Annotated in this window: 22 protein-coding genes; 12 read left to right on the top strand and 10 right to left on the bottom strand. The window is 71.5% G+C overall.

What is annotated here, in order from left to right; translation table 11 throughout:
- Positions 1-8: 8 nt before the first annotated feature.
- On the top strand, positions 9-647 hold the full coding sequence (locus PPSIR1_RS03840; protein WP_006969672.1) for a hypothetical protein: 639 nt from the start codon (positions 9-11) through the stop codon (positions 645-647).
- Positions 648-725: 78 nt separating this feature from the next.
- On the opposite strand, the gene PPSIR1_RS03835 is transcribed toward PPSIR1_RS03840, so the two are convergent.
- Entirely contained in the window at positions 726-1,472 is a 747-nt protein-coding gene (locus PPSIR1_RS03835; protein ID WP_006969671.1) for a pirin family protein, read from the bottom strand.
- A gap of 62 nt (positions 1,473-1,534) precedes the next feature.
- On the opposite strand from PPSIR1_RS03835, the gene PPSIR1_RS03830 reads away from it, so the two are divergent.
- Entirely contained in the window at positions 1,535-2,506 is a 972-nt protein-coding gene (locus PPSIR1_RS03830) for a LysR family transcriptional regulator (RefSeq protein WP_006969670.1), read from the top strand.
- Positions 2,507-2,518: 12 nt separating this feature from the next.
- The gene (locus PPSIR1_RS03825; RefSeq protein ID WP_232296427.1) at positions 2,519-3,244 is read left to right on the top strand and encodes an NAD(P)H-binding protein; all 726 of its coding nucleotides are present in this window, start codon (positions 2,519-2,521) and stop codon (positions 3,242-3,244) included.
- Here PPSIR1_RS03825 and PPSIR1_RS03820 read toward each other — a convergent pair.
- Positions 3,241-3,858, bottom strand: coding sequence for a CopD family protein (locus PPSIR1_RS03820; RefSeq protein ID WP_006969668.1), 618 nt, complete (start codon positions 3,856-3,858; stop codon positions 3,241-3,243). The two genes, PPSIR1_RS03825 and PPSIR1_RS03820, sit on opposite strands and share 4 nt — an antisense overlap.
- 89 nt (positions 3,859-3,947) lie before the next feature.
- On the opposite strand from PPSIR1_RS03820, the gene PPSIR1_RS03815 reads away from it, so the two are divergent.
- Entirely contained in the window at positions 3,948-4,208 is a 261-nt protein-coding gene (locus PPSIR1_RS03815; RefSeq protein WP_006969667.1) for an addiction module protein, read from the top strand.
- Between the two features lie 7 nt (positions 4,209-4,215).
- Positions 4,216-4,503, top strand: coding sequence for a type II toxin-antitoxin system RelE/ParE family toxin (locus PPSIR1_RS03810; protein WP_006969666.1), 288 nt, complete (start codon positions 4,216-4,218; stop codon positions 4,501-4,503).
- A 6-nt stretch (positions 4,504-4,509) separates the two neighbouring features.
- Here PPSIR1_RS03810 and pyrF read toward each other — a convergent pair whose 3' ends face one another.
- Positions 4,510-5,235 carry an orotidine-5'-phosphate decarboxylase gene (gene pyrF, locus PPSIR1_RS03805; RefSeq protein WP_006969665.1) on the bottom strand — a complete coding sequence of 242 codons (726 nt, stop codon included), beginning with the start codon at positions 5,233-5,235 and terminating at the stop codon, positions 4,510-4,512.
- Between the two features lie 228 nt (positions 5,236-5,463).
- Here pyrF and PPSIR1_RS41740 point away from each other — a divergent pair, with 228 nt between their 5' ends.
- Together PPSIR1_RS41740 and PPSIR1_RS03795 are read left to right on the top strand one after the other, a co-directional pair.
- Complete coding sequence (locus PPSIR1_RS41740; RefSeq protein ID WP_006969664.1) at positions 5,464-6,591, top strand: serine hydrolase domain-containing protein; 1,128 nt, start codon at positions 5,464-5,466, stop codon at positions 6,589-6,591.
- A gap of 46 nt (positions 6,592-6,637) precedes the next feature.
- Positions 6,638-8,965, top strand: a complete 2,328-nt coding sequence (locus PPSIR1_RS03795) for a DUF4139 domain-containing protein (RefSeq protein WP_157595168.1) — start codon at positions 6,638-6,640, stop codon at positions 8,963-8,965.
- Between the two features lie 180 nt (positions 8,966-9,145).
- Here the strand turns inward: PPSIR1_RS03795 and PPSIR1_RS03790 are convergent, their stop codons facing one another.
- Positions 9,146-10,057: a LysR substrate-binding domain-containing protein gene (locus PPSIR1_RS03790; protein WP_006969662.1), complete on the bottom strand. Its 912-nt coding sequence runs from the start codon at positions 10,055-10,057 to the stop codon at positions 9,146-9,148.
- A 251-nt stretch (positions 10,058-10,308) separates the two neighbouring features.
- Here PPSIR1_RS03790 and PPSIR1_RS03785 point away from each other — a divergent pair, with 251 nt between their 5' ends.
- Both PPSIR1_RS03785 and PPSIR1_RS03780 read left to right on the top strand, forming a co-directional pair.
- Positions 10,309-11,052: a pirin family protein gene (locus tag PPSIR1_RS03785; protein ID WP_198154447.1), complete on the top strand. Its 744-nt coding sequence runs from the start codon at positions 10,309-10,311 to the stop codon at positions 11,050-11,052.
- A 63-nt stretch (positions 11,053-11,115) separates the two neighbouring features.
- Positions 11,116-11,295, top strand: coding sequence for a putative antibiotic biosynthesis monooxygenase (locus PPSIR1_RS03780; RefSeq protein WP_006969660.1), 180 nt, complete (start codon positions 11,116-11,118; stop codon positions 11,293-11,295).
- Positions 11,296-11,318: 23 nt separating this feature from the next.
- Here the strand turns inward: PPSIR1_RS03780 and PPSIR1_RS03775 are convergent, their stop codons facing one another.
- From PPSIR1_RS03775 to PPSIR1_RS03755, 5 genes are all read right to left on the bottom strand, one after another.
- Positions 11,319-12,038: a tetratricopeptide repeat protein gene (locus tag PPSIR1_RS03775; protein WP_006969659.1), complete on the bottom strand. Its 720-nt coding sequence runs from the start codon at positions 12,036-12,038 to the stop codon at positions 11,319-11,321.
- Between the two features lie 13 nt (positions 12,039-12,051).
- Complete coding sequence (locus PPSIR1_RS03770) at positions 12,052-16,305, bottom strand: AAA-like domain-containing protein (protein ID WP_157595167.1); 4,254 nt, start codon at positions 16,303-16,305, stop codon at positions 12,052-12,054.
- Positions 16,296-18,449 carry an AAA-like domain-containing protein gene (locus PPSIR1_RS03765; RefSeq protein WP_006969657.1) on the bottom strand — a complete coding sequence of 718 codons (2,154 nt, stop codon included), beginning with the start codon at positions 18,447-18,449 and terminating at the stop codon, positions 16,296-16,298. The genes PPSIR1_RS03770 and PPSIR1_RS03765 overlap by 10 nt, the downstream gene beginning before the upstream one ends.
- Before the next feature lie 132 nt (positions 18,450-18,581).
- Positions 18,582-19,223: a DJ-1/PfpI family protein gene (locus tag PPSIR1_RS03760; protein ID WP_006969656.1), complete on the bottom strand. Its 642-nt coding sequence runs from the start codon at positions 19,221-19,223 to the stop codon at positions 18,582-18,584.
- Positions 19,224-19,299: 76 nt separating this feature from the next.
- Positions 19,300-20,484 carry an outer membrane protein assembly factor BamD gene (locus tag PPSIR1_RS03755; RefSeq protein ID WP_006969655.1) on the bottom strand — a complete coding sequence of 395 codons (1,185 nt, stop codon included), beginning with the start codon at positions 20,482-20,484 and terminating at the stop codon, positions 19,300-19,302.
- Positions 20,485-20,804: 320 nt separating this feature from the next.
- Between PPSIR1_RS03755 and PPSIR1_RS03750 the strand changes: the two genes are divergently transcribed.
- Entirely contained in the window at positions 20,805-22,277 is a 1,473-nt protein-coding gene (locus PPSIR1_RS03750) for an APC family permease (protein ID WP_006969654.1), read from the top strand.
- Positions 22,274-22,906 carry a hypothetical protein gene (locus PPSIR1_RS03745; protein WP_006969653.1) on the top strand — a complete coding sequence of 211 codons (633 nt, stop codon included), beginning with the start codon at positions 22,274-22,276 and terminating at the stop codon, positions 22,904-22,906. Before PPSIR1_RS03750 ends, PPSIR1_RS03745 begins: the two co-directional genes overlap by 4 nt.
- A 4-nt stretch (positions 22,907-22,910) precedes the next feature.
- On the opposite strand, the gene PPSIR1_RS03740 is transcribed toward PPSIR1_RS03745, so the two are convergent.
- Entirely contained in the window at positions 22,911-23,282 is a 372-nt protein-coding gene (locus PPSIR1_RS03740) for an arsenate reductase family protein (protein ID WP_006969652.1), read from the bottom strand.
- A gap of 54 nt (positions 23,283-23,336) precedes the next feature.
- Here PPSIR1_RS03740 and PPSIR1_RS03735 point away from each other — a divergent pair, with 54 nt between their 5' ends.
- A complete protein-coding gene (locus PPSIR1_RS03735; protein ID WP_006969651.1) occupies positions 23,337-23,849 on the top strand; it encodes an FKBP-type peptidyl-prolyl cis-trans isomerase in 513 nt (170 codons plus the stop codon).
- Positions 23,850-23,871 lie beyond the last annotated feature (22 nt).

The raw sequence follows: 23,871 nt of genomic DNA, 5'->3' as shown, positions 1-23,871 counted from the left end.
AAGAACGCATGACCATTGACACACTGAAATACTCGATTGTCTCCCTCGCGCTGATCCTGGGCGCTTGCATCGATGAAGGCTCGGACGGCGAGGACGAGGGCGGCACCGCGGCCGAGACCGGCATGAACGCCGAGACGGAGGGCGACGAGGGGGAAGAGGGCGAGAGCTCGGGCTCCAGCGGGGAGTCGGCGGGCGAGGAGTCTGCGGGCGAGGAAGAGTCTGCTGGCGAGGAGTCGGCGGGCGAGGAAGAGTCTGCTGGTGAGGAAGAGTCTGCTGGTGAGGAGTCGGCTGGTGAGGAGTCGGCGGGCGAGGAGTCGGCCGGGGAAGAGGAGTCGGCGGGCGAGGAGTCTGCTGGTGAGGAGTCGGCGGGCGAGGAGTCAACCGGCGGCGATCCGCTCGCGTGCGACGACTACTTCGCGGGCCTGTGCGGGCTGTGCGTGAACGACTCCTGCGGCGCCGAGGTCGACGCGGTCGAGGCCGTCCCGGGCAACGCGTGCTGCTACTCCAAGTGCATCTACGAGGACTTCTGGGGCTCGGACACGCCCGCGCTGTGTTGGATCGAGTGCGGCTTCGACGGCCCGGTCGCGGAGGGCGACACGCTCGCGGCCTGCATCGACAACAGCTGCGCCAACGACTGTCCGTTCTGACCGGGGGGCCAGGACGAACACGAAGCAGAGGGAGGGCTCGGGTGCATGGCCCGGGCCCTCCCCCTCGCGTCGTTTGGTTCAGCCCATGTCGAACACGAGCACGTCCGCGAGCGGGCTCGCGCCGGTGATCGTCAGCTCGACATCACCGGCCTGGGGGTTCAGCGCGACGCCGTCCCCCTCGCCGAGGGAGACCCCGCTCAGCGCCACGCGCCCGCGCACGACCTGCACCCAGACCCGACGGCCGGCCGCGAGGCGGTGCGTGGCCGCGTCCCCCCGGTGGGCGACGAAGCCCCACAGGTCCACGTCCTGGCGGAGGGTGAGGGCGCCGCCGCGGCCGTCCCTGGACGCGAGCAGGGTCAGCGCCCCGGCGCGGGCCTCGACGCCGAAGTCTTTTTGCTCGTAGCCGGGCCGCTGCCCCCGGGACTCGGGGAGGACCCAGATCTGCAGGAAGCGGGTCGTGTCCGTGCTCGAGTGGTTGTACTCGCTGTGGCGCACGCCCGTGCCCGCCGACATGCGCTGGAGCTCGCCAGGGCGGATCACCGAGCCGTTGCCCATGCTGTCGCGGTGCTCGAGGCCGCCCTCGACGACGTAGGAGAGGATCTCCATGTCCCGGTGGGCGTGGGGCGGGAAGCCGCTGCCGCCGACGATGCGATCGTCGTTGATGACCCGCAGGGGCCCGAAGCCCATGAACTTTGGGTCGTAGTAGTTGGCGAAGGAGAAGCTGTGCTGCGACTTCAGCCAGCCGTGGTTCGCCTGACCGCGCTCGTTCGCGCGGCGAAGGATGAACGGGAGCGTGGTGGCGGCGCCTTGGCTGGTCGTCATCATGCTTCGAACATGAGAATGGACGCCCTTGCGCACAAGATGCCACACGTGGAAACATTGTGCGTGTGAAAGAACAATGGATCGAGCACGTCGGCGACCTCGCGGTGTTCGGCGCGGTGGTCGACGCGGGGGGCTTCACGGCCGCTGCGGCCCAGCTGGGGCTGAGCAAGTCGGCGGTGAGCTCCCGGGTGCGGCGGCTCGAGGCGCGGCTGGGGGTCAAGCTGCTCAACCGAACCACCCGCCGCATGGCCTTGACCGAGGCGGGCGGGCGCCTGGCCCGGCGCGTCGAGCTGGTCGGCGGCGAGCTCGAGCAGGCCAGCGAGGAGGCGAGCGCCCTGGGCAGCGAGCGCGTGGGCCGGATCCGCGTCAACGCGCCGGTGTCCCTGGGCCAGCGCCACCTCGCCGAGCCGACCGCGCGCTTTTTGTGTGCCAATCCGCGGGTGTCGATCGAGCTCGACCTGAGCGAGCGGCGGGTCGACATGATCGCCGAGCAGTACGACCTGGCGATCCGCGTGGGCCCCCTCGGCGACTCGAGCCTGCGCGCGCGCAAGCTCGCGACCTCGCGCCAGCTCGTGGTCGCGTCGCCGGACTACCTCGCTCGCCGGGGGCGGCCGCAGACCCCGGCGGACCTGCGCGAGCACGACTGCCTGCTCTACCGCCACCAGCTCACCGGCGCGGCCTGGGAGTTTGGCGAGGGCCGCGGGCGCAGCCGTGTCCGCGTGCGCGGGCCGATGCTCAGCGACAACGGGGATTGTCTCGCCTCGGCCGCGCGCGCGGGGCTGGGCCTGGCCTCGCTGCCGGACTTCATCGTCGCCGAGGCCATCGCGCGCGGAGAGCTCGCGGTCGTCCTCGACGATCACTGCCGCAGCCTCAGCCCGATCCACGCGCTCTTCGTCGAGGGTCGGCTGATGTCGAACGCCCTGCGTGCCTACCTCGACCTACTCGGCGACCACTTTAGGAGGTTGGCCGGCGTCGCGTTTGGGGTCGCGCTCGGAAAAGAGCACGCCGATGCGCCGGAGCCCCGCGGCGTTTCTTGATAGGGTCACGCCGTGGCTGACCGAGCACCCGTGTTCGTCGCTGGCGCGACGGGCTACACCGGCCGAGAGGTCGTGCGGGAGTGCGTCGAGCGCGGGCTCGACACGGTCGCCCACGTGCGCCCGGACAGCGCGCGCCTCGACCACTGGCGCGCGCACTTCGAGGACCTCGGCGCGCGGGTCGACACGACCGAGTGGAAGCTCGCCGCGTTCAAGGCCAGCTTCGAGGCGCTCCAGCCCAAAACGGTGTACGCGTTGCTCGGGACCACCAAGGCCCGGGGCAAGCGAGGCGAGCGCTCGGCCGTGCCCGACACCTACGAGGCCGTCGACTACGGCCTGACCACCCTGCTGCTCGAGGCGGCCGTGGCCTGCGGCAGCCGACCGCGCTTTGTCTACCTCTCGGCGATCGGCGCCGAGGGTCGGCCGCTCAACGCCTACATGGACGTGCGCAAGCGGGTCGAGGCCGCGATCGTCGGCAGCGAGCTGCCCCACGTGCTCGCGCGGCCGGCCTTCGTGAGCGGGGGAGATCGCGAGGAGGCTCGACCGACGGAGCGCGCCGCGGCCGTGGTCGGGGACGCTCTGCTCGGGATCGTGGGCAAGCTCGGGGGCAAGGGCTTGGCGACGAAGTACCGCTCGATGACCGGGGCCGAGGTCGCCAAGGCGCTGGTTCACATCGCCGGACGCGACGCCGAGACCATCGTCGCCGAGACTGAAGAGCTGCTTCGCGCGCTCGAGGCTTAGGTCTCGGGCTGCGCTTCGCGCTTGCTCGACGCGCCCTCGCGGATCCGCCGGTACAGGCGAATCCCGAACATCAAGCTCAGCCCAAGGGCGAGCAGCCCGCCCACGCCCCAGGCGATGCTCATCGCCGACTTGTAGACCGCCAGGAACACTATCGCGACCATGAACATGGTCCCGCCTTCGTTGAACACGCGCAGGCCCTTGCCGGTCCAGGTGCTCTCGCCCGCGGCCTGCTTGCGGCGGATCTGCCCGCACCACAGGTGGTAGGCGAGCAGCCCCGTGAGCAGGCCGAACTTGATGTGCAGCCAGCTCGGGAGCGAGCCGATGCGCACGAGGTGAACCACCATGCTAAATCCACCGAAGAAGGTGACCACCGCGGCCGGGACCGTGATGATCTGCCACAGCCGTCGGGCCATGAGCTCGAACTGGGGCTGGAGGACGGCGCGCTCGGCCTCGGGCCGCTCGCCGGCCTCGGCGTGGTAGACGAACAGCCGGACGATGTAGAACAGGCCCGCGAACCAGCTGATGAAGCCGACGATGTGCAGGGCCTTGGCGAGGGTGTAGTCGATCATCGCGCGCCCGCAGCCTAGCAGCCTGAGCTGGGGCTGGAAGGGCATGGCGGCTCAGGCTGCCGAGACGAGCAGGGTCTGGATCCCGTGCGGGAGGGCGGAGGCGCTTCGCGCTACGTCACGCTACACTGTAGGGCGTGAGCGACGAAGCCAGGCGAATCTTCGAGGCGGCGATGCAGCTCCCCGACGCGGAGCGTGCGGCGCTTGCCTCCGCGCTCAAGGATAGCGTTGGCGATGGTGCCTCCCTCGAGGAGATCGAGGCCGCTTGGATCGCGGAGGCCCAGCGACGACGCGAAGACTTGCGAGCCGGACGGACGTCTACCGTTCCGTGGGAAGATGTCCGCCGCGAGATCTTCGACATGGTCGAGCGAGCCCGCGAACCGCGGGCCGCCGGCTGAGCAGTCCATGCAGCTCGAGTTGACGCTCCGGGCGAGGGCAGAGGCCATGGAGGCCACTGCCTGGTACCTCGAAGAAGGGGAGCTCGAGCTCGGGCTCCGCTTTGCCAAAGAGCTCAAGCGAACCTTCGAGAGGATCGTCGCAAATCCGTTCGCGTGGACCGAGCTCGGGTCGGGGGTTCGGCGTGCCTTGGTCCGCGGCTTTCCCTACGCGGTGCTCTATGCCGTCGAGGCTGAGCGGATCGAGGTGTTCGCGATCATGCATCAGCGCCGCCACCCCGACCAGTGGAAGCGTTGATGGGGCTCAGCCCAGCGCGGCTGCGATCTCGGCGACGATGGCGTCCGCGGCCGCGGCCGGATCGTCCGCGTTGCGGATCGGTCGACCCACGACCAGGTGCGTCGCGCCAGCGGCGATCGCTTTACCCGGAGTCATGACCCGCTTTTGATCCCCAACGGCCGAACCCGCCGGACGAATGCCCGGGACCACGCGGAACAGCGAGGGCGTCGCGGGTGCGATCGCCTCGAGCTCCTGGCCCGAGCACACCAGCCCGGCGCAGCCAGCCTCGACGGCGCACTGGGCCCGCATGGCGACGAGCTCGGCGGGGCTGCGGGTGTGGCCGGCCTCGCGGCAAGCTTGCTCGTCTTGGCTGGTCAGCACGGTGACCGCGAGCACGCCGAGCTCGCCGTGGCCCGCGGCCGCGCTGGCCTCTCGAGCTTGCTCGGCGCACGCGCGCAGGTGCGCCACGCCCGAGCCGGCGTGCACGGTGATGAAGCGCGCGCCCAGCTTGGCGGCCGAGCGGATCGCCCCCTGCATGGTGTTGGGGATGTCGTGGAGCTTGAGGTCGAGGAAGATGTCGAGCTCGGGGTGGCGCTCTTTGACCTTGCGGACCACGGCCGGGCCCTCGGCGACGAAGAGCTCGAGGCCGATCTTGAGCATGCCGACGTGACCGGCGAGGCGACCGGCGAGGTCGAGGGCTTTGGCTTCGTCGGGGACGTCCAGGGCGACGATCAGGCGCTCGCGGGGGGTCATCGCGCGGACGCTAACAAGTGGGCGCAAGGATGCAAGGTGGGGGCATCACGACGGCCCAACCCCCCAGCTGAGCCGTCGTGATGCCGCCTGTGCGGAGCGCCGGGGCAAGTGGATGGCAGGAACCCCCGGCACGAGAGCAGTGCGTCAGCGCCGGAGATTGATCCCCTCGATTGTCGAAAAGCCGAGAAAAAGTGTCGGAGGCGCGATCGCGCCGGTACGGTGTCGTCCGTGTCTGCCGCCGCCGAGCTCGACGCCCTCCTGCGCACGGCCGTCGCCGAGGGGGTGACGCCGGGCTGCGCCGCGGCGGTGTGGCGCGAAGGTGAGCTGCGCCTCCGGAGCTTCGTGGGCTGCCTCGACGGCGCGCCCGAGTCCGCGCCGGTCACGGCCGACACGGCCTACGACCTCGCCTCGCTGACCAAGATCTTGTCGACGACGACGCTGACCGCCCAGGCGATCGACGCGGGCGCGCTGCGCCTCGACGATCGTCTGCCCGAGGCCCTCGCGGTGGTCGGCGGCTTTCGGCCGCAGCTGCGCGACCTGCTCGAGCACGCCGCTGGCCTCGAGGCGCACCGGGAGTTTTTTGCGCCGCCGTGGTCCCTTGGCCCGGGGCAGCGCGAGGCCTTCCTCGACGCGGTCCGGGGCGTGGCGCCGGCTTGCCCGCCGCGGGCCCGGGCGATCTACACGGACCTGGGCTTCGCCTTGCTCGGCGCCTGGCTCGAGCGCGCGCTGGGGGCTCGACTGGACGCGCTGTTCGCCGAGCGCATCGCCGAGCCCCTGGGGCTCGCGGGGCAGATCGGCTTTCGCCCCCTCGATCGTAGCTACGACGACGCGCTGACCTTCCCCGTCACCGAGGCCTATGATCGCGGGGAGCCCCAGACCTGGTGGCCGATCCGCGCGCGCGTGGGCCAGGCCGCGGCGCGGGGGGTCGTGCACGACGACAACTGCGTGGTCATGCACGGCGTGGCCGGGCACGCGGGTCTGTTCGGGACCCTCGATGCCGTCCTCGCCGTCGCCCGGGCCTGGCTCGAGGCCCGCCTGCCCGGGGTCGACCCGCAGCGCTGCCCGGCCCTGGTCGAGCGCTTCTTCACGCCCTCGACGGTGCCCGGCTCCACCCGGCGGTTGGGCTTCGACGGGGTCTCGACCGATCCGTCTGGCACTCCGAGCGGCGGTTCGACGGGCGGCGTGCTGTCCCCCGCGTCCGTGGGTCACCTGGGTTTCACGGGGACGAGCGTGTGGATCGACCCGCCCGCGCGGTCGATCTACGTGCTGCTGGCCAACCGCGTGCACCCGAGTCGGGCGGACACGCGCATCCGAGCGCTGCGCCCGGCCTTTCACCGCCTCGCCGCAAAACTGTAGGGCATTGCCGTGGACCTGCGCGTCCGTCGGCGGTAGCGTGCGCGGGATGCGACGCCTGCCTGCTCTGGCCCTGGGCTCCCTGCTCTTCCTCCCTGCTGTGCTCTCCACCAGCGGCTGCGCCGGCTCGCGCATGCCCCTGGCGGCGGTCAGCGACGACGGCCTCTCGCTCAGCTCGGTGGTCCTCTACCGCAACGGCGTCGGCTACTTCGAGCGCAGCGGCAAGGTCGACGGCGACATGCTCCGCCTGCGCGTGCGCAAGGACCAGGTCAACGACCTGCTCAAGAGCCTCACCGTCGTCGACGAGGACGGCAAGGCGGTCAGCGTGTCCATGCCCCTCGACCCCCAGACCTGGGCGAGCGCGGCGATGGCCACCCTCGCGCCCGGGCGCGGCTCCCTGGCCCAGGTCCTCGACTCCCTGCGCGGCACGGACATCACGGTCAAGGCCGGGGCCCGGGTGATCCGCGGGCGCATCGTGATGATCGAGCGCAGCGTCAACGAGCCCGACCCCGAGCTGGCCGCGCCGTCTCGCGGCGGCGCGCCGGTGCAGCTCGAGGACACCCGGGACTGGAAGTTGACCCTGCTCGCCCGCGGGCAGATGCAGGTCGTGCGCCTGTCCAAGGTCAAGGCCATCACCCTCCACGACGGCGACCTGGCCATGCAGCTGCACCGCAGCCTCGACGCCTCGGCGGGCGAGGGCATGTTCGAGCAGGTCGACCTCGAGATCCGCCTGGCCGACGCGCGCAGCCACCGGCTGACCGTCAGCTACGTCGTCGGCGCGCCGATGTGGAAGCCGACCTACCGCATCGTGCTGCCCGAGGAGGGCAAGGGCCAGGGCCTGCTCCAGGGCTGGGCCGTGGTCGACAACACCTCCGGCGAGGACTGGCGCGACATCCAGCTGGCCGTGACCTCCGGGGCGCCCATCGCCTTCCGCTACGACCTGCACACCCCGCGCGAGGTCTACCGCACGGACATGACCCAGAGCGCCGCGGACAAGCGCGCGAGCGTGGCCCTGGGCGAGACCTCCTGGGGCGAGGAGGAGCGCATCTACGAGCCCGAGCCCGAGCTCGAGCCCATGGAGGAGGTCGCCGACGAGGCCTACTACGGCTTCGAGGACGACGTGGCGGACGGGGACTACGCGCGGGCGCCCGAGGCTGCGCCCGCGCCCACGAGCAAGTCCAAGCGCAAGAAGGACTCCAACCGCAGCAGCGGGATGATGGGAGGGGGCGGCGCGCCCGTCCGCCCTGGCAGCATCGCGAGCGGGGCGGAGTACGGCGAGCGCCAGCAAGTCGACGTCGACACCCTCCGGCGCAGCACGCAAGCCTCGGCTCGCTCCCAGCGGATCTCGGGCCTGACCCGCGTCGACCTCGACACGCCCGTGACCGTCCCCGACGGCAGCTCGACCATGGTCGCGCTGATCAACGAGTCCGTGGAGGCCGAGCAGACCTTCCTCTACCGCCCCGGCGGGGCCGGCTACGGCTACGAGGCCAACCCCTACCGGGTCGTGCGCTTCCAAAACGCCACGGACTACGTGCTCGAGCCCGGGCCCATCGCGATCTACTCGGGCGGCAGCTTCGTCGGCGAGGGCCTGTCCGAGGCCGTCGGCGCCGGCACCTCGGTGACCATCCCCTTCGCCGTCGCGCCGGAGATCATGGTCACCTCGTCCAAGCAGTACGCCGGCCAGGAGATGACCATGACCCGCATCGTCCGCGGCGTGCTCGAGGTCGAGAGCTTCTACCAGACCACGACCACCTGGGACGTGCGCGGGCCGCTACAGGACAAAGCCTGGACGGTGCTCGTGCGCCAGCCCCAAAGCGGGGGCAACTACCAGCTCGCCGAGCGCCCCGAGGGCACCGAGGATCTCGAGGGCGCGTGGCTGATCCCGATCACCGTCAAGGCCAAGGCCAACTCGGCCTCCATCAAGGTCGTGGAGCAGACGCCCTCGAAGATCACCCTGGCGATCTGGGACCAGCAGGCCCTGCCCCTGCTCGAGAAATTCCTGACCATGCCCAACATCAGCGCCGAGGCCCGCAAGGCCCTCCAGCCCGTGGTCGAGCTGCGCCGGGAGATCGGGCGCATCGACACCGAGGTCGACGGCCTGCGCCGGCAGCAGGCCGAGCTCGAGCGCCGCGCCGACCAGACCCGGCGCAACCTCGAGGCGATCAAGAAGGACCCCAAGGCCGGGACCTTGCGGGCCAAGCTCAACAAGCGCCTCGAGGAGTTCTCGAGCGACGCCGACGAGAAGGGCCGCAAGATCGTCGAGCTCGAGAACAAGCGCCTGTCCAAGAAGATCGAGCTCGAGGACATGCTCGAGAGCATCGACCTGCGCGCGCCCTCGGTGGGCGAGGGCAAGGACGACGCGAAGGGCCAAAAGTAAGGGCGGAGCGACGAAGCGCCCCGCTCGCGGCGTTCGTCGTCTTCACCCCCGGCAGAGAAGCCCCCCTTTGGGGGCGACCCAATGCCCACTCGGAGGTACGAACCCCATTGCCCACCGGCCCCAGCGGAGGAGCGGGAAGCGACGGAGCGTCCCCGGTCCCGAGGCGACTGTGGGGGCAAACTAGAGCTCGACGGCTTCGGGGAGCTCGGCGCGCAAGTGGGCGGCGAGGGCCTCGACGGCCGGGAGCAGCCCGCGGCGCGAAGGCATGAGCATGCTGAGCTGGGCGTCGGCGGCGAGCCAGCCCGGCAAGACGCGGGTCAGGTGGCCGGCGCGTAGCGCCTCGCGGCACACGTAGCCGGGCAGGGCGACGACGCCGAGGCCCTCGATGGCGGCGCGCTCGAGGGTGCCCATGTCGTCGGAGCACAGGCGCGGGCGAAAGGGGATCGTCGCGCGGGCGCCCCCCGGTCCTCGGAGCGACCACTGGCCGAGCTCGGGCTTCCAGCCGACCTTCATTCCCGCGTGATGCTGGAGATCGTCGGGGCTGTCCGGCACGCCCGCGTCCTCGAGGTAGCCGGGGCTAGCGAAGAGGTACCAGGGAGTCCGGGCGACTCGGCGCTGGACGAAGCTCGAGTCGGGCAGGGGGCCGGCGTGACCGCGGAGCGCGATGTCGATCCGCGCCTCGACGAGGTCCAGGGGTTGGTTGGTGACGTTTTGGATCACGTCGACCTTTGGGTTGTCGGCGAGGAAGCGCGCGAGGATCTCGCCGAGGGCGAACTGGGCCATGCCCACCGAACACGACAGCCGGACCTGGCCCGACAAGGAGTTGGTCTGGCGCTTGATCTCGGCTTCGGCCGCGTCGACCTCGTCGAGGACCGCGCGAGCGTGACGCAAAAAGACCTGGCCGACTTCGGTCACGACGAACTGGCGAGAGGTCCGCTGCAGCAGGCGCACGCCCAGGCGCGCTTCGAGCTGCTGCACGTGGCGGCTGAGTCGAGACTTCGGCACGCCGAGGGCTCGGCCAGCCGCCGTGAACCCGCCCTGCTCGACGACGTGGACGAAGTAGAAGTAGTCGTTCAGGTCCTGCTCGGCCATGCGTCCATCGTTCTATCAATGGAATGATGGGTTCTGGAATTGGCCATTTTCAAATCATTCGTCCTGACTATGGTTACTTCGAGGCGCGAGGGCAGACCCAGCGCGCTCGGGAGACAGCCATGAACATCCGCGAAAATCGAGACCAAGGGTCCCTCCGCGTCGTCGTGACGGGGCCGATCGAGGGCCACCCACTCCGGATCGGCGCCGGCTTTGCGGCCTCGAGCTTCAGGCACGAGCAGTTCGCAGGACGCATGGATCCGCTCGTCATGGTCGACCACTACACCATGACCGAGCCGACCTTCGGCCCCCACGCCCACGCGGGCATGTCGGCGGTGTCGATCCTGTTCGAGGACAGCGAGGGCCAGTTCCACAACCGGGACTCCCTGGGCAACGACATCGATCTCGAGCCGGGGGACCTCTACTGGCTCGCGGCGGGGCGTGGCGCCGTCCACGACGAGCGACCGCGAGCTGGGGCCCGGACCCACGGCTTGCAGGTCTTCGTCAACCTCCCGGCTCGGCTCGAGCACGCCGAGCCGGACTCGCTCCACGTCCGCGCAGCGCAGATGCCCGTGGTCGAGGGGGAGGGCGCCCGCGTCCGCGTAGTGCTCGGCGAGACCAACGGCACCGCGGGGGCTCGCTCGCCCGCGCTCCCGATGACGATCCTCGACGCCCACCTCGAGGGCTCGGGCCGCTACACCCACGCGCTCCCGAGCGGCGTGCAGGTCTGGGTCTACGCCGTGGACGGCGAGGCCGAGCTCGCGGCCTCGGGGAGCACGCTGCGTCTCGAGCAGGGCAAGGCCCGGGCGCTGCGCGTGAACGCTGCGGGCGCTTCGCTCGAGCTGCGCAGCGAAAGCGGCGCGCACGTGGTGCTGATGCAGGGCGAGCCCCTCGGGGAGCCCATCGTCCAGCGCGGGCCCTTCGTCATGAGCACGGTCGAAGCGCTCGAGGAGGTCACCGCGGCCTACGCTGGCGTCGACTTCGGATCGCTCCTTTGAACCACCGCAGCGCCCATGTCCACGCCGTCAGACACTCCTCGCCCGCCACGACACGAGCTGGCGGTGTTGACCTTCCTGGGCCTGCTCGCGCCGGTCTACTTCATCCCGCCGGCGCTGGCGGCCGTGTTTCCTCGCCACCCCTTCGTCGTGCTCGTGCTCGCGGTGGCGAGCATCGTCGCGCTCATGACCTACCTGATCATGCCCGCGCTGACGCGACTGTTCGCGGCCTGGCTCGCCAGGTGAGCTCGAGTCCGCCGCCGCAGGGCTCAGGGGGCCGCGTTCGTGTCCGCCATGCGCAGGTAGGCCTGCACGATGCGGTTGTCGGGTTCCAGCGATTGGGCGCGCTGCCAGGGGATCTTCGCCTCCTCGCGCCGACCCTGCCGCCACAAGGTCACGCCCAGGTGGACGTAGGCCGGGACGTAGTTGGGCCGGGTCCCGAGCACGGTGCGGAGCTCTTCGAGGGCCTTGTCGAAGCGGCCCAGGTCGCGCAGGTAGACGGCCAGCTTGGTGCGCACGTCGGCGAAGGTGGGGCTGAGCTCGAGGGCCGCGCGCATCTGCTTGACGGCGGGCTCGAGCAGGCCGGCGCTGGCGTAGGCCTGGCCGAGCTCGAAGTGCAGGTTGGCCAGCTTGCCGCGCACGAAGGCGTCGAGCTCCCCTTTTTGCTTGGGCTGCTTGGGCTGGCGCGAGGCGGCCTCGCTGTAGATCGAGCGCGCCTCGTCGTAGCGCCCGAGCTCGCTGTAGCAGACCGAGAGGTTGAGCGCGGCCTCGGTGTAGGCGGGGTTGAGCTCGACGGCGCGGCGGAAGTGGGCGGCGGCCTCCTCGGCGCGGCCGGTCTGCTGCAGGCACACGCCGAGCATGTTGTGGACGTCGGCGAAGCCGTCGTGGGACTCGCAGACCTCGGCCAGGTGGGGGCGCGCGGCGGACCAGTCCCCGGCCTGGTAGTGGCCGCGGCCGACGGTGAAGTGATGGCGGATCTTGGGCTCCATGGCGATGGCTCGGTCAGCGGGTCTGACGGTCAGGGTAGATCAGCTCCGTCGCTGGGGCCGGCTCGAGGCCGTAGCGATCGTGGTGCTTGGGGAACGAGCTCGGCTTGGCGGCCTCGATCGAGCTCCCAGCTGGGGGCAGGACGCCGGCGGTGCTCGGCGAGTGGTCGCCGGCGGGGTTGCCGGCGAGGTCGAGGGTGGGGGACCCGTCACTGGCGAGGGGAGCCGAGCGTTCGGCTTCGCCCTCGAGGGGGAGGGGCACGACCTCGGGCCCGAGGCACTGCTGGGCGGCGTGGCCCTGGAGCTCGACGGTCGAGCCGAGCAAGAGCTCGCAGCCGTGCTCGATCCACGCCTTAGGCTCGACGGTCCAGGTGCTCACCCGGCCCTCGTCGGTGATCGCCAGGATGTGCTCGCCGGTCGGGGAGTAGCGCAGGTACTCGACGGGCTCGAGGCCGTCGAAGATGGCGAAAGAGCGGCTCAAGACCGGGTCCCACAGCTCGATCACGCCGTCGCGGCTGGCGGTCGCGACGAGCTTGCCGTCGGGAGCGCAGGCGAGGGCGGTGATCTGCCGGCGGTGCTTGCTGATGCCGGCCAGGCGCTCGCCGGTGTTCGCGTCCCACAAGACCACGTCGCTCTCGCTCGCGGCCACGAGGCGCCGGCCTTCGTCGGCGTAGCACAGCTCGATCGGGCGGCTGAGGCCGGTCTCGATGTCGCGGATCGGCTGGCCCATGCCGAGGCTCCAGATGTGCACGTGGCCGTCGGTGCTGAACGCGGCCATCTGGGGCCGATGGGGGTCCTTGACGATCGACACGACGCTGGCCTTCGAGTGGCCGCCCAGGGCCATGAGCGCCCGGCCGTCGCCCTCCCACAGGTGCAGCGCGCCCGAGTTTCCGCCGCCGACGATGCGCGGGGAGCTGCCGTCGGTGGTGAACAGCAAGCTCCACAGCTCGTCGGGGCGGGCGTCGTCCTCGTCCGCGCGCTGGAGGAAGGTCAGCAGCGATGGTTCGGGGTCGAGGGGCGGCTTGGGCACGGAGGGCTCGCCGCTCTCGACGTCCCAGACCTCGACGTTGCCGTCGCCGCAGCCGGCCGCGAGGGCCGAGCCGTCCTCGGAGAAGGCCGCGCTGAACAGCTCGTCGCAGCGGCCCTCGAGGGTGTGCAGGCGCGCGCCCGTGTCCGCGTCCCACAGCCCGATCATGCGGCCCTCGAGGGCGGCGATGCGCGGGCCGGCCGGGGACTGGGCGGCGTTGAGGACCCCGTAGACCACCCCGGCGCTGTCCTCGAGCTCGCGCTCGAACTCGCCGCCTTCGACGGTCCAGACCCGCAGGGCGTCGGCCTCTCCGGTGACCATGCGCTGGCCGTCGGGGAGGAAGACCGCGACCTCGACCTCGGCGTCGATGAGCTGGGCCCGGGGCAGGCCCGGCTGCATGCCCCACTGGCGCACGCGGCCGTCGGTCGCCGTCGAGACCAGGGTCTCCCCGTCGGGGGTGAACTCGAGCTGGCTGATGACCCCGCGGTGCCCGGCCAAGGTCGCGACGGGCTCGGTGTCGGCTCCGCTCGCGTGCCACAGGCGGATCACCGAGTCCTCGCCGCCGGCGGCGATGAGCTGGCCCTCGGGGTCCCAGGCGAGGGCCTCGAGGAAGCCGGCGCGGCTCTCGAACTCGGCCAGGGCGCGGCCGGTGTTGGGGTCCCACAGCCACAGCGTGCCCACGCCGTCCGTGGTCGCGAGGATCTGCCCGTCGGGGGAGAAGCGCGCGGCCATGATCAGCGCCTGGTGGCCGATGAGCTCGAATTCTGGCTTGCGGCCCGGGTCGCGGGGGTCCCACAGCTGCACGCGATCGTCGACGATCACGGCCAGGCGCGAGCCGTCCGGGGACGCGCTGAGGTTGGGGTCGTGGTGGCTGACCCGGCCGAGCTCGCGGTTGCGGTCGGGGCCCTGCTCGCCCACGGTCCACAGCTGCAGGCGCGTGGCCTCGTCGACCACGGCCAGCCAGTCGTTGGCCGGCGACCACAGCAGGTGCCGCGCCGAGCCTGCGCCGCGGCTGACCACGCGCCCGAGGGGCTCGCCGTCTTGGGTCTGGGCGACGAGCCCGGTGTTGGTGGCCAGGCGATCGCCCACGGGGCTGAACTCGACGCCGCGCGGATACTTTTCGTTGGCCGCGGCGTCGTCGGGGTCGACCTCGGTCAGGAAGGCCCCGGTCTCCGCCGACCACAGCTCGACGACCCCGCGGCTGACCGTGGCGATCAGGGCGCCGTTGGGGGAGAAGCGCAGGTCCGTGAACCCGCCCGAGGGGCTCGCGTTGCCCGTGCCCGCGAGCTCGGTCCCGTAGCCCTCGAGCCGGCTGAGCTGATACAGGGACTCGCCGCTGTCCATGGCGTAGACCGTCGGGAAGCCGCCGGTGTAGCTGGCCGTGGCCAGCAGCGCGCCGTCGGGGGACAGGGCGATGAGCGGGGCCTCGCCGCGGCGGCCCTGGATCTCGCGCAGGGTCCGGCTGTGGACGAGGGCGTCGACGAGGCCCTGGGCGACGGCGGTGCTCGGCCGGGCGAGGGCCTCGCGCTCGGCCTCGGTGAGGGTTTGGTAGTAGGGGGCGAGGACCGTCGCGGGCCAGGGCAGGTCTTCGACGGGCCCGAGGCTCACGGCGTCCGGGAGGGGCTCGCTGGCCTCGAGGGCGACGATCAGGGCGTTGAGCTCCGAGCCGCCGACGCCCGCGAGCAGCGAGGCCCGGTAGCCGCGCTCGTTGCGAGCGGCCCGCTCGGCGTCTCGGGCCGACTGCTTGGCCCGGCGGTTCGAGGCCATCGCCTCTTTGTTCAGGGCCTCGGCCCGTGTCCGGGCGCGGTCGGCCGCGATGAACTGGACCACGGCGAAGACCAGCAGCCCGGCCAGGCTCAGGGCGAAGCCCACGGTGATCACCAGGACGCCGCGGCGCCGCTGGGCCTCGTAGGCCTCGGACTCGAACACGAAGTCGCGCTCGTTGTCGGTGATGTCCGTGCGCCCCTCCATCCACTCGAGGGCCCGGGCCAGCCGGGCGCCGCGGAGCAGGTCGTTGGGGTTGCGGCCGCCGTCGAGCCACAGGTGCAGGTCGCCGCTGAGCAGGCGCTCGTCGACCACGCTGCGCGCCCAGGCCTGGTTGAAGACCTGGGCGACGATGCGGCTGCGCACGGTCAGCAGGCCGTCCTCGGTCTCGCCGATCAGCCCGGCCACGCGCAGGCGCGCGAGCAGGGCGACGCCGCCGGGCCCGAGCAGGCGCCCGGTCGCGGCGACCTTGGCCCCGCCCAGCAGGCGCCCGTAGAGCTCGATGTCCCGGGCGAGGTTGCGATCGCGGCGCGAGCGGTTGAAGCGGCGGGCGGTGTCGTTGAGCACGGGGTCGAGCTCGCGCCCGCGCTCGAGGAAGAGCGACTGCACGCAGGCGTCGACGGCCTCGCGCTCGCGCCCGGCCACGCCCTCGCCTTCGTCGAGCTCCCCGCGGCTGTGGTCGCCGTGCCGGTCGACGAGGGTCCAGCACAGGCGCTGGCTCAGGGCCGGGTGCCCGGCGGTCCAGTGGTGCACGGCGTCGAGCAGGGCGTCGACGTCGACGCCGTCGCGCTCGAGGGGCTCGAAGCCCGGGCGGAAGCCCTCGAGCTCCTCCCGGGACAGGTCGCGGAGCAGGACCTCGGTGCACTCGATGTTGAAGGGCGTGCGCTCGAGGTCCTCGACCAGGTCCGCCCGGGTCATCACGCCGATCAGGCAAAAGCTCAGCCGGGTCCAGCGCTCGTCCTCGGCGCGCTCGTTGAACATCGCCCGGATCGCGGCGAAGAAGTCGTCGCGCGAAAAGGGCAGCGAGAGGGTCACGTCGGCCTCGTCGATGAACACGACGACGGGGGCGTCGATGCGCTCGAGCACGACCTCGGACATGAACCGGCGCAGGGACGAGGCCGGGGTCTCGTGCTCGCCGAGGCCGTCCCAAAACGAGGACACCTCGGCGGCCAGGCCCAGGGACACGGCGATCTCCCGGGTCACGCTGAAGTACCAGTCGAGGACCTGGGCCTCGGCCCCGACGGCGCTCAGGTCGACGTAGGCCGTCTCGCTGCCCAGCTCGCGCAGGCGCTGGGCCGCGCGCACGCGCAGGCTCGACTTGCCGACCTGGCGCGGGGCGAACACCAGGCAGTAGTCGCCCTGGGCCAGGGCCGTGACCAGCTCGTCGTCGGCCTCGCGCTCGATGTACATCGCGCCCGCGTCCGCGAGGGCGCCGCCTCGCTGAAAGCGCGGGTGGACGCTCGGGCGGACTATCGGCACAGGCGCTCGAACAGGCGGGAGTAGATGGGGAAGCGGGCGAGGTAGCGGCGCTGGCCCTTGTCCCAGCGGATCAGGCCGGCGGCCTCGAGGCGCTGGCGGTGGCGCAGGTCGACGCGCTCGCCGGCGATCAGCCGGCACGCCGACTCGCACAGCTGGGGGTCGCGGCCGAGCAGGTTCTCGAGCCGGCGCAGGTGGAAGTCGATCTCGTCGTCGGCGAGCACGTCGTCGAGGGGCCGGCCGCTGCGGGCGACCTCGTAGAGCGCGTGGCGGACCATGAAGGGGTGGCCGCCGACGCTGCCGCGCAGGGCATCGAGCTCCGCCGGGCCCCAGCTCAGGTCGTGGCGCCGGGCGAGGTCCTCGATCTGCTGGGGCGTGAACTCGTCGAGGCGGACCTCGGGCACGTTCCACGGCGACTGGGCCACGGAGTCGATGTACAGCGAGGGCGCCATGGAGAAGGCCAGCAGGATGCGCAGCCACTTCCAGCGCGTGGGGTTGCCCTGGCCCGAGAGCACGCGCATGACCCGGAAGAAGCCGTCGCGCTCGGCGAACTCCCACATGCTGTCGGGCAGGTCGAGGGTCAGCACCAGGCCCTCCTTGGTGGCCGGCGCGACGTGGGTCTCGAGGGCCTCGATGAGCCGGCCCTGGGGGCTGCCGCGCTCGGGCCAGGGCATGTCGTCGATGCCCACGGCGCGCCCGACCTGGCGCGCGACCCCGGCGAGCAGGCGCTCGAGGGAGCTGGAGTCGGCGAGGTTGAGGTCGACGTAGGCGACCTCGAGGGCCGGGCTGCGCCGCCCGATGGTCTCGAGCACGCGCTCGAGGAACCAGGTCTTGCCGAAGTGCAGGGGCGCGCACACGGCCACGGGCACGCCGTCGAGCAGGCTGTCGACGGCCCAGCTCTCTTCTTCGTCGTGGACCACGTGCCAGCGCGGGTCGTAGCGCTGCCCGGGCTTTTGGAACAGCGAGCCGCTCGCGCTCGCCGACGCGCCGATGCGGCTGCTGCTACTGCTGCTACTGCTCGCGGAGCTCGCGTCGAGGGTCCCGCGGCGCAGGGTCGCCGAGGCGCTCGGCGGCGGGGCCAAGCTGGCGAGCTCGAGCAGCTCCGAGCGCGTGCCGCCGTCCTCGTCGAGCACGACCTTGCGATCGACCCCGAGGCGCCACGGCCCGGCTTGGGTCTGCACGGCGCTGCGCGGCCACAGGCGCACGCGCGCGAGGGTGTCCTCGAACTCGATGCGCCCGGCGGTGTAGCCGTGGGCGCGCTCGAGGGTCTCGCCGACCTGCTCGAGGCCAAACATCGAGGGCCCTTGCCAGCGCCGACGGGTCGCCGCGCCGCCCTCGGACTGGGCGTACTGCGCCTGCTCGTGCATGTGCCCGTAGAGGTGGGCGAAGAAGCGGGGCGGCACGTCGATCTCCCCGCGCAGCTGACCCAGGCCGTCCTGCCCCAGCCAGTCGGGGCCGTGGTGGGTCAGCAGGAAGGCCAGGTCGTGGGCCTTGGCCCAGCGCGGTCCGTCGCCCTCGCAGGCCCCGTGGAACTGGCGCACGTCGAGGTGCAGCTTGCCGTGGAAGTCGCCCTCGGCCAGCTGGACGTAGGCGGAGTTGAGGCCCAAGAAGCCGAGCTTGCGCCCGTGGTGGGGGATGGTCACGGACCAGTCGCCCGGGAGCACGCCCGCGCGCACGGACCAGTCCTCGGGCAGCGCGGCCATGCGCTTGGTCCACCACGCACAGAAGGGCTCGAAGATGGCCTCGAGGGCCTCGCGGTACTCGGACTCCTCGTCGTCCCACAGCTCGGTGTGCACGTCGGGCTGGGCCTCCCAGTTGGCGATCAGCCGGTGGACCGCGCGCATGCGCTTGGGCCGGACGAGATCGTGGTTGCCGGGCACGGCGAGCAGCGCCGGCGTCGAGCCGAGTCTGGCCAGGTGCTCGGACAGCTCGCCGAGGGTCTCGTCGAGGCGCTCGAACTCCTCCGCCGAGCCGCGCTGGGTCAGGTCGCCGGTGAACGCCACCACCTGCCAGGGGCCGCAGCGATCGTGCAGGCGCTCGAGATCATCCAGGAAGGCCTCGCGCACGTTGGGCCACAGCCACCCCTGACTCCACATGCCCTGGTGGAGATCGGTGAGGTGCAGCCAGGCGAAGGCGGGGACGACCATTCCCGTCAAGGATACCGGCCCGCGCGCGGCGAGGGTGCGCCGATGCTCACGCGATCCTGAACTGCTTGGCCTTTGGGACAGCTCCCGAGCTCGGCCCAGAACTTGGCCTCGGGCTTGGGAAGCCGCGGTGGTTCAGAGCTGGGCCTTCAGCTCGACGCACATCTTCTCGTACACGGCCTTGGGCGCCTTGGCGGGCGAGCCCGCGTCGAAGGGCGGGGCCGGATCGTACTCGAGGGCCAGCTGCACGCACTGGGCGCGCTCGTCATCGACGAGCTTCGCAACCAGAGCCAGGGCCATGTCGATCCCCGAGGACACCCCCGCCGCGAGCATGAGCCGCTCGTCGGGGTGGGTCACGATGCGCTCGGCGACGGGGGTGGCCCCCATCTGCCGCAGCACGCCCACGCCCGCCCAGTGGGTGGTGGCCTCGCGCCCGACGAGCAGGCCCGCCGCGCCCAGCAAGAGCGCGCCCGTGCACACCGAGGTGGTCCAGCGCGTGCTCGGGTGGACCGCGCGGAGCCACGCGGGGATCGGCCCCTGGCAGGCCGGGCCCACGGCCTCGGGCGGTCCGCCGGGGACGACGACGACGTCGGGCTTGGTGATCTCGTCGAAGGTCGCCGTGGCCTCGACGGCGAAGCTCGAGTACTCGTCGCGGTACAGGGCCTTCTCGGCGCCCACGAGCACGACCGACGCGCCCGGGACCCGCGCGAGCACGTCGTAGGGGCCGGCGACGTCGAGGGGGGTGACGCCGTTGAACAGGGGGATGGCGATCTGCATGGAGCCAGTGTGGCCCCAAGCGTCGCCTCGGGGTAGGCGGGCTCGACGTTTAGCGCTTACCGGCGTGGGAGGCCGTTCAGGCGGCTTCGGGATCGCTCGCCTCGGGCTGCGCTTCGACTTCCGATTCGGGCTGAGCTTCGGCTTCGGGCTGCTCGATTTCGGCCTCGGGCTGCGCTTCGGTTTCGGGCTCGGGCTGCGCCTCGACTTCGGACTCGGGCTGCTCGGGCTCGGCCTCGGGCTGCTCGGTCTCAGTCTCAGTCTCAGTCTCAGTCTCAGTCTCGGGCTGCTTGGGCTTGGCCTTCGGCGTCCCGACGGCGTCCGTGGGCGCGAGGGACTCGCGCTCCGCCTCGATCTTGGCGTCCCGCTTCTCGTCGCGCTGGGCCTTGCGCCAGCGCCAGTCCTTGAACTCGCCCTCCTTGGACTGGGCGGGGACCTCGGGCATGGGCGGGGTGCGATCGGGCCGCGGCCGGTTGGGGTCCGGCGGGCCGTAGCGATCGTCCATGTACTTGAGATAGAGCTTGGCCTGCTCGCCGTGGTGGTGGGCAGGGTGCTGCATCTGGAGCTCGGTGAAGGTCTGCCGACCCAGCTCGACCTCGCCGACGCGCAGGTAGGTGATGCCGAGCAGGAACAGCACCTCGGCGTCGAGGCCGATGCCGGCGTAGCGATCGTGGGCCGAGGACAGGCGCATGATCGCGGCCTCGGGCCGGTCGCGGTCGAGGTGGAAGCGGGCGACGTAGAGCTCGTGCTCGAGCAGGCGGCGGTTGACCTCGGCCTCGAGCTTCCGGGCCAGGGGCTCCATGCGCGTGCCGCTGTAGCGGTCGAAGAACACCTCGAGCTCCATCAGGGTCTGGCGCAGGAGCTCCTGGTCGCGCTGGAAGTGGGGCGGCAGGAAGGGCACGGAGCTCGGCGAGGCCATGTAGGCCGAGACCGCGACCATGTAGGGCACCCAGCCGTTGACCACGTGCTCGTGGGTGGGGTGCTCGGCCATGAACATGCGGAAGGCGTCCTGGGCCGAGGGGTACTCCTTGAGCTCGTAGAGCACCCGGGCCTCGAGCAGCTTGGCCTCGCGGACGTAGCGCGAGTAGGGGAAGCGCTCGCGGACGAAGCGGGCGTAGGCGGCCGCGTCCTCCCAGTCTTGGTTGTCGAAGCTCGCCTGGGCCAGCTCGTAGTTCTCGCGGGCGGTCTGGCTGTAGTCCGAGGACAGGTTGGGGCCCGTCGCGCAGGCGCTCGCGCCACCGGCCACGGCCAAGCTCAGGGCCATCAGGAATGTGCGGGCGCGGCCGAGCGTGCTCGCGCAGCGATGGGAGTTCGAGGGCGACACCGCAGGACCTACGTCGGGGCAGCCGCGAGCTTGCAAGGCCGGCACGGGCCGGACGCTAGCCCGTTTTGTGACCGCCTGCCAACGCGCCCGTCACGGCCCGAGCCGCTGGCGTCGCGCGCCGCCAGCGTGATTTCCCCCGCGCGCGGATCGAGCTGGCCTGGGTGGAATTGCCCCGGCGCCCGCGGCACGGCCGCTGCGGGCCCAGAAAGGCTGCCACAAAGGCGACAGCTCGACCGAGCTGGGCTAAGGTCCGCGGAATCGTGACGGCTCCCCAGGCACAGGGCGACGGCGCTGCTGGTTCTAGCTCCGGAGGCTCGGGCACCCACTTCCGGACCCTCGGCGGCCTCCCGGCCCTGGCCCTCGTCGCCGGCTCCATGCTGGGCATCGGGATCTTCATCTCGCCCCCGGAGGTCGCGGCCTACGTCACCGGCTCCGGGCCGTTCATGCTGGTGTGGATCCTCGGCGGCCTCGCGGCGCTGTTCGGCGCCCTGAGCCTGGCCGAGCTCGGCGCGATGATGCCGCGGGACGGGGGCGACTACGCCTACCTGCGCCAGAGCTGGGGCCCGGGCATCGCCTTCGCCGCGGGCTGGCTGCAGCTACTGGCCATCTTTCCAGGCTCCCTCGCCTCGGTCGCCGTGGCCACGGCCAAGTACCAGCTGCCGACCCTGTTCGGCGCGTCCGTGGCCGAGCCCGTCGCGATCCTCGGCTGGTCGGTCCCCGCCTCGCACCTGTGGGCCGCCGGGATCATCGTCGCCCTGACGATCATCAACCATGTCGGCGTGAAGATCTCTGGGGTGGTCCAGGTGCTGGTCACCTCCGTGCCCCTGGCGGTCCTGCTGATCACCACCTTGGTGGTGCTGTGGAGCCAGGACCCGGCCACGCCCCCGGAGGTGCTGACCGGGAGCAACGAGAGCGCCTCCGAGGCCAGCGTGTTCGACCTGGCCCACGCCTACTTGCCGGTCTACTTCGCCTACTCGGGCTGGAACGCGGCGATCTACGTCGGCGGCGAGATCAAGAACCCGGCGCGCAACCTGCCCCGGGCCCTGGTCGGCGGCACGGCGATCGTCACCGCCCTCTACCTCATCTTGTGCGCGGGCTTCCTCGAGGTCTTCTCCCTCGAGGGCCTGGCCGACGTCGGCGAGGCCGGGACCGCCGCGGCCCAGGCCATCTTCGGCCCCCTCGGGGTCCTGGTCGTCACCGGGCTCATCGTCCTGGCGATGATCGGCTCGCTCAACGGCTCCGTGCTCACGGGCTCGCGCATCGCCTTCGCCATGGGCAAGCAGGGCGACTGCGCCAAGGCGGCGGGCGACCTGCACCCGCGCTTTGCGACCCCCGCCGTCGCCCTGTGGATGCAGTGCGGCATCGCCCTGGCCCTGCTCTTCCTCGACCTGGCCCTGTTCGGCGACGGCCTCGACACGCTCATCGCCTACACCTCGAGCGCCATGCTGATCACCGGCACGCTCACGGTGCTCAGCGTGGTCATCCTGCGCCGACGGCTGCCCAAGCTGGAGCGGCCCTACCGGACCTTCCTGTACCCCCTGCCGCCGGTGCTCTACGCCATCTCGAGCGTGCTCGTGCTCGCGGTCCTCGCCCGCCAGGGCGACCCCTCGGTGTGGATCGCGGCGGGCTGGTTCGCCGGGGCGCTGCTGTTTTATCGCTTGTTCCATCGGCGGCGCGCGGCTGGGCCCGAGGCGCCGGACCCCGCCGCGCACGTGGTACAACCCAAGCGGTGAAGGGGCGGCTGTTCGCGGGTCTGCTGGTGGCTGGGGTCGGCCTGACTGGCCTGGCTAGCCTGACCGGCTGCGGCAGCGAAGAGGGGCTGGTCGAGGTCTACTGGCAGTTCCAAGACGGCGCCCTCGAGCCCATCTACCCCCAGGGCGCGCGGGACGACACCTGCGAGTTCCTCGACAGCACGGGGCTGCGCTTCAACCTGCGCGTGCAGCTGACCGTGGCCGAGAACGACGCCGCGTGCTCGACGGACGAGGGCTACGAGGCCGCGGGCTGCACCGTGGTCGTGCAGGAGGCCTTCGAGTGCAACCGCGGCCGCGGCGTCGCCGAGCCCGTGCCGATCTCCGGGCCCAACGGGACCCCCGGCGAGGACGACCCGGGCTACCTGATGTTCGTCGAGGCGCTCATCGAGATCGGCGACGAGTCCTTCGTGCCCAGCTCGAGCTGCCTGCTGGCCCCGGGCCCGCGGGTGCGCCAGGTCTTCCCCGGGCGCATCACCGACCTCGAGGTCGCGCAGTTCGTGTTCCTGCCCTACTCGGTCGGCTCTGGCGACGCGGCGATCGACACCGAGCTGTGCCGGCCCGGCGCGAGTCAAGAGATGGACACGGAGACCGAGACGGACACCGGGCCCTGACTCGTCAGCCCAGCGCTTCGGCCCACTCGGCCTCGCGGAAGCCGATCAGCGCCACGTCATCGCCGACGACCATGGGCCGCTTGATCAGCTTGCCGTCGCTGGCCAGCGCGACGTAGGCGTCGGCCTCGCTGGTGCTGGGCAGCTTGTCCTTCCAGCCGCCGTTTCGGTAGCTCTGGCCCGAGGTGTTGAACAATTTTTTGAGCTCGACCCCGGCGACGCGCCGGACCTGCTCGAGCACGGCGACGCTGGGCGGCTCGGACACGATGTCGACGCTGCGGTAGGCGACGCCCTGGGCGTCGAGCCACTTGATGGCCTTTCGGCAGGTCGAGCACTTGGGGTACTGGTAGACCACGACGGTGGTGCTGGCGGCGGCCATGGGCGGGGGTTTTGCCCCGTCGCGGGGCGGGCGTCAACGTGCGATGATCCTCGCATGCGCTTTTCGACCCTTCGGTGGCTCACGGCCTGTCGCGCCGCGGTCTTGGCGGCTCTCTTGGGCGTCGGTCTGAGCGCCTGCGGGGCGGATCCCGCCCCGGCCTCGGCCTACGCTGGGGAGGCGCTGCGGGTGGTGGACGAGGGGTGTGAGCCGGGGAATTTGCGGGATGGGGAGGATCGGGCGTGCGTGTTCGTGGAGGTGATGGCCGAGGGGGAGGGGGCCGAGGTGGCGAAGGGAGAGTGGGTGCGGGTGCACTACGTGGTGGAGGCGGTGAAGCCGGGGAAGTCGTCTGGGAAGGTGTTGGACAGTTCGCACGATGGGAAGGCGCTGTACTTCAAGGCGGGGGAGAGCAACGACGTGATCGATGGCATGCATCGGGGGGTGATGGGGATGAAGGTCGGGGAGCGGCGGCGGTTTTTGGTGCCGCCGAAGTTGGGGTATCGGGGGCGGAAGATGCCGGGGATGGATGGGGAGGATAATTTGCTGTTCATGGTCGAGCGGGTGCCGTAGAGCGTCTGGGCCTTGGAATTGG

It is taken from the genome of Plesiocystis pacifica SIR-1 (assembly GCF_000170895.1).
Lineage (GTDB): Bacteria > Myxococcota_A > Polyangia > Nannocystales > Nannocystaceae > Plesiocystis > Plesiocystis pacifica.
This window is presented reverse-complemented; position numbering and strand designations above follow the sequence as displayed.

Coding starts and splice junctions, on each gene's coding strand:
- pyrF (WP_006969665.1), bottom strand. CDS start 5,235: ATGACCCCCCGCGAGCGCCTGATCGTCGCCCTGGACGTCCCCGACGAA.
- PPSIR1_RS03740 (WP_006969652.1), bottom strand. CDS start 23,282: ATGGCCGCCGCCAGCACCACCGTCGTGGTCTACCAGTACCCCAAGTGC.
- PPSIR1_RS03790 (WP_006969662.1), bottom strand. CDS start 10,057: ATGGCCGAGCAGGACCTGAACGACTACTTCTACTTCGTCCACGTCGTC.
- PPSIR1_RS03840 (WP_006969672.1), top strand. CDS start 9: ATGACCATTGACACACTGAAATACTCGATTGTCTCCCTCGCGCTGATC.
- PPSIR1_RS03765 (WP_006969657.1), bottom strand. CDS start 18,449: ATGGTCGTCCCCGCCTTCGCCTGGCTGCACCTCACCGATCTCCACCAG.
- PPSIR1_RS03755 (WP_006969655.1), bottom strand. CDS start 20,484: ATGGCCCTGAGCTTGGCCGTGGCCGGTGGCGCGAGCGCCTGCGCGACG.
- PPSIR1_RS03760 (WP_006969656.1), bottom strand. CDS start 19,223: ATGCAGATCGCCATCCCCCTGTTCAACGGCGTCACCCCCCTCGACGTC.
- PPSIR1_RS03785 (WP_198154447.1), top strand. CDS start 10,309: ATGGATCCGCTCGTCATGGTCGACCACTACACCATGACCGAGCCGACC.
- PPSIR1_RS03735 (WP_006969651.1), top strand. CDS start 23,337: ATGCGCTTTTCGACCCTTCGGTGGCTCACGGCCTGTCGCGCCGCGGTC.
- PPSIR1_RS03835 (WP_006969671.1), bottom strand. CDS start 1,472: ATGATGACGACCAGCCAAGGCGCCGCCACCACGCTCCCGTTCATCCTT.
- PPSIR1_RS03775 (WP_006969659.1), bottom strand. CDS start 12,038: ATGGAGCCCAAGATCCGCCATCACTTCACCGTCGGCCGCGGCCACTAC.
- PPSIR1_RS03810 (WP_006969666.1), top strand. CDS start 4,216: ATGCAGCTCGAGTTGACGCTCCGGGCGAGGGCAGAGGCCATGGAGGCC.
- PPSIR1_RS03820 (WP_006969668.1), bottom strand. CDS start 3,858: ATGCCCTTCCAGCCCCAGCTCAGGCTGCTAGGCTGCGGGCGCGCGATG.
- PPSIR1_RS03795 (WP_157595168.1), top strand. CDS start 6,638: ATGCGACGCCTGCCTGCTCTGGCCCTGGGCTCCCTGCTCTTCCTCCCT.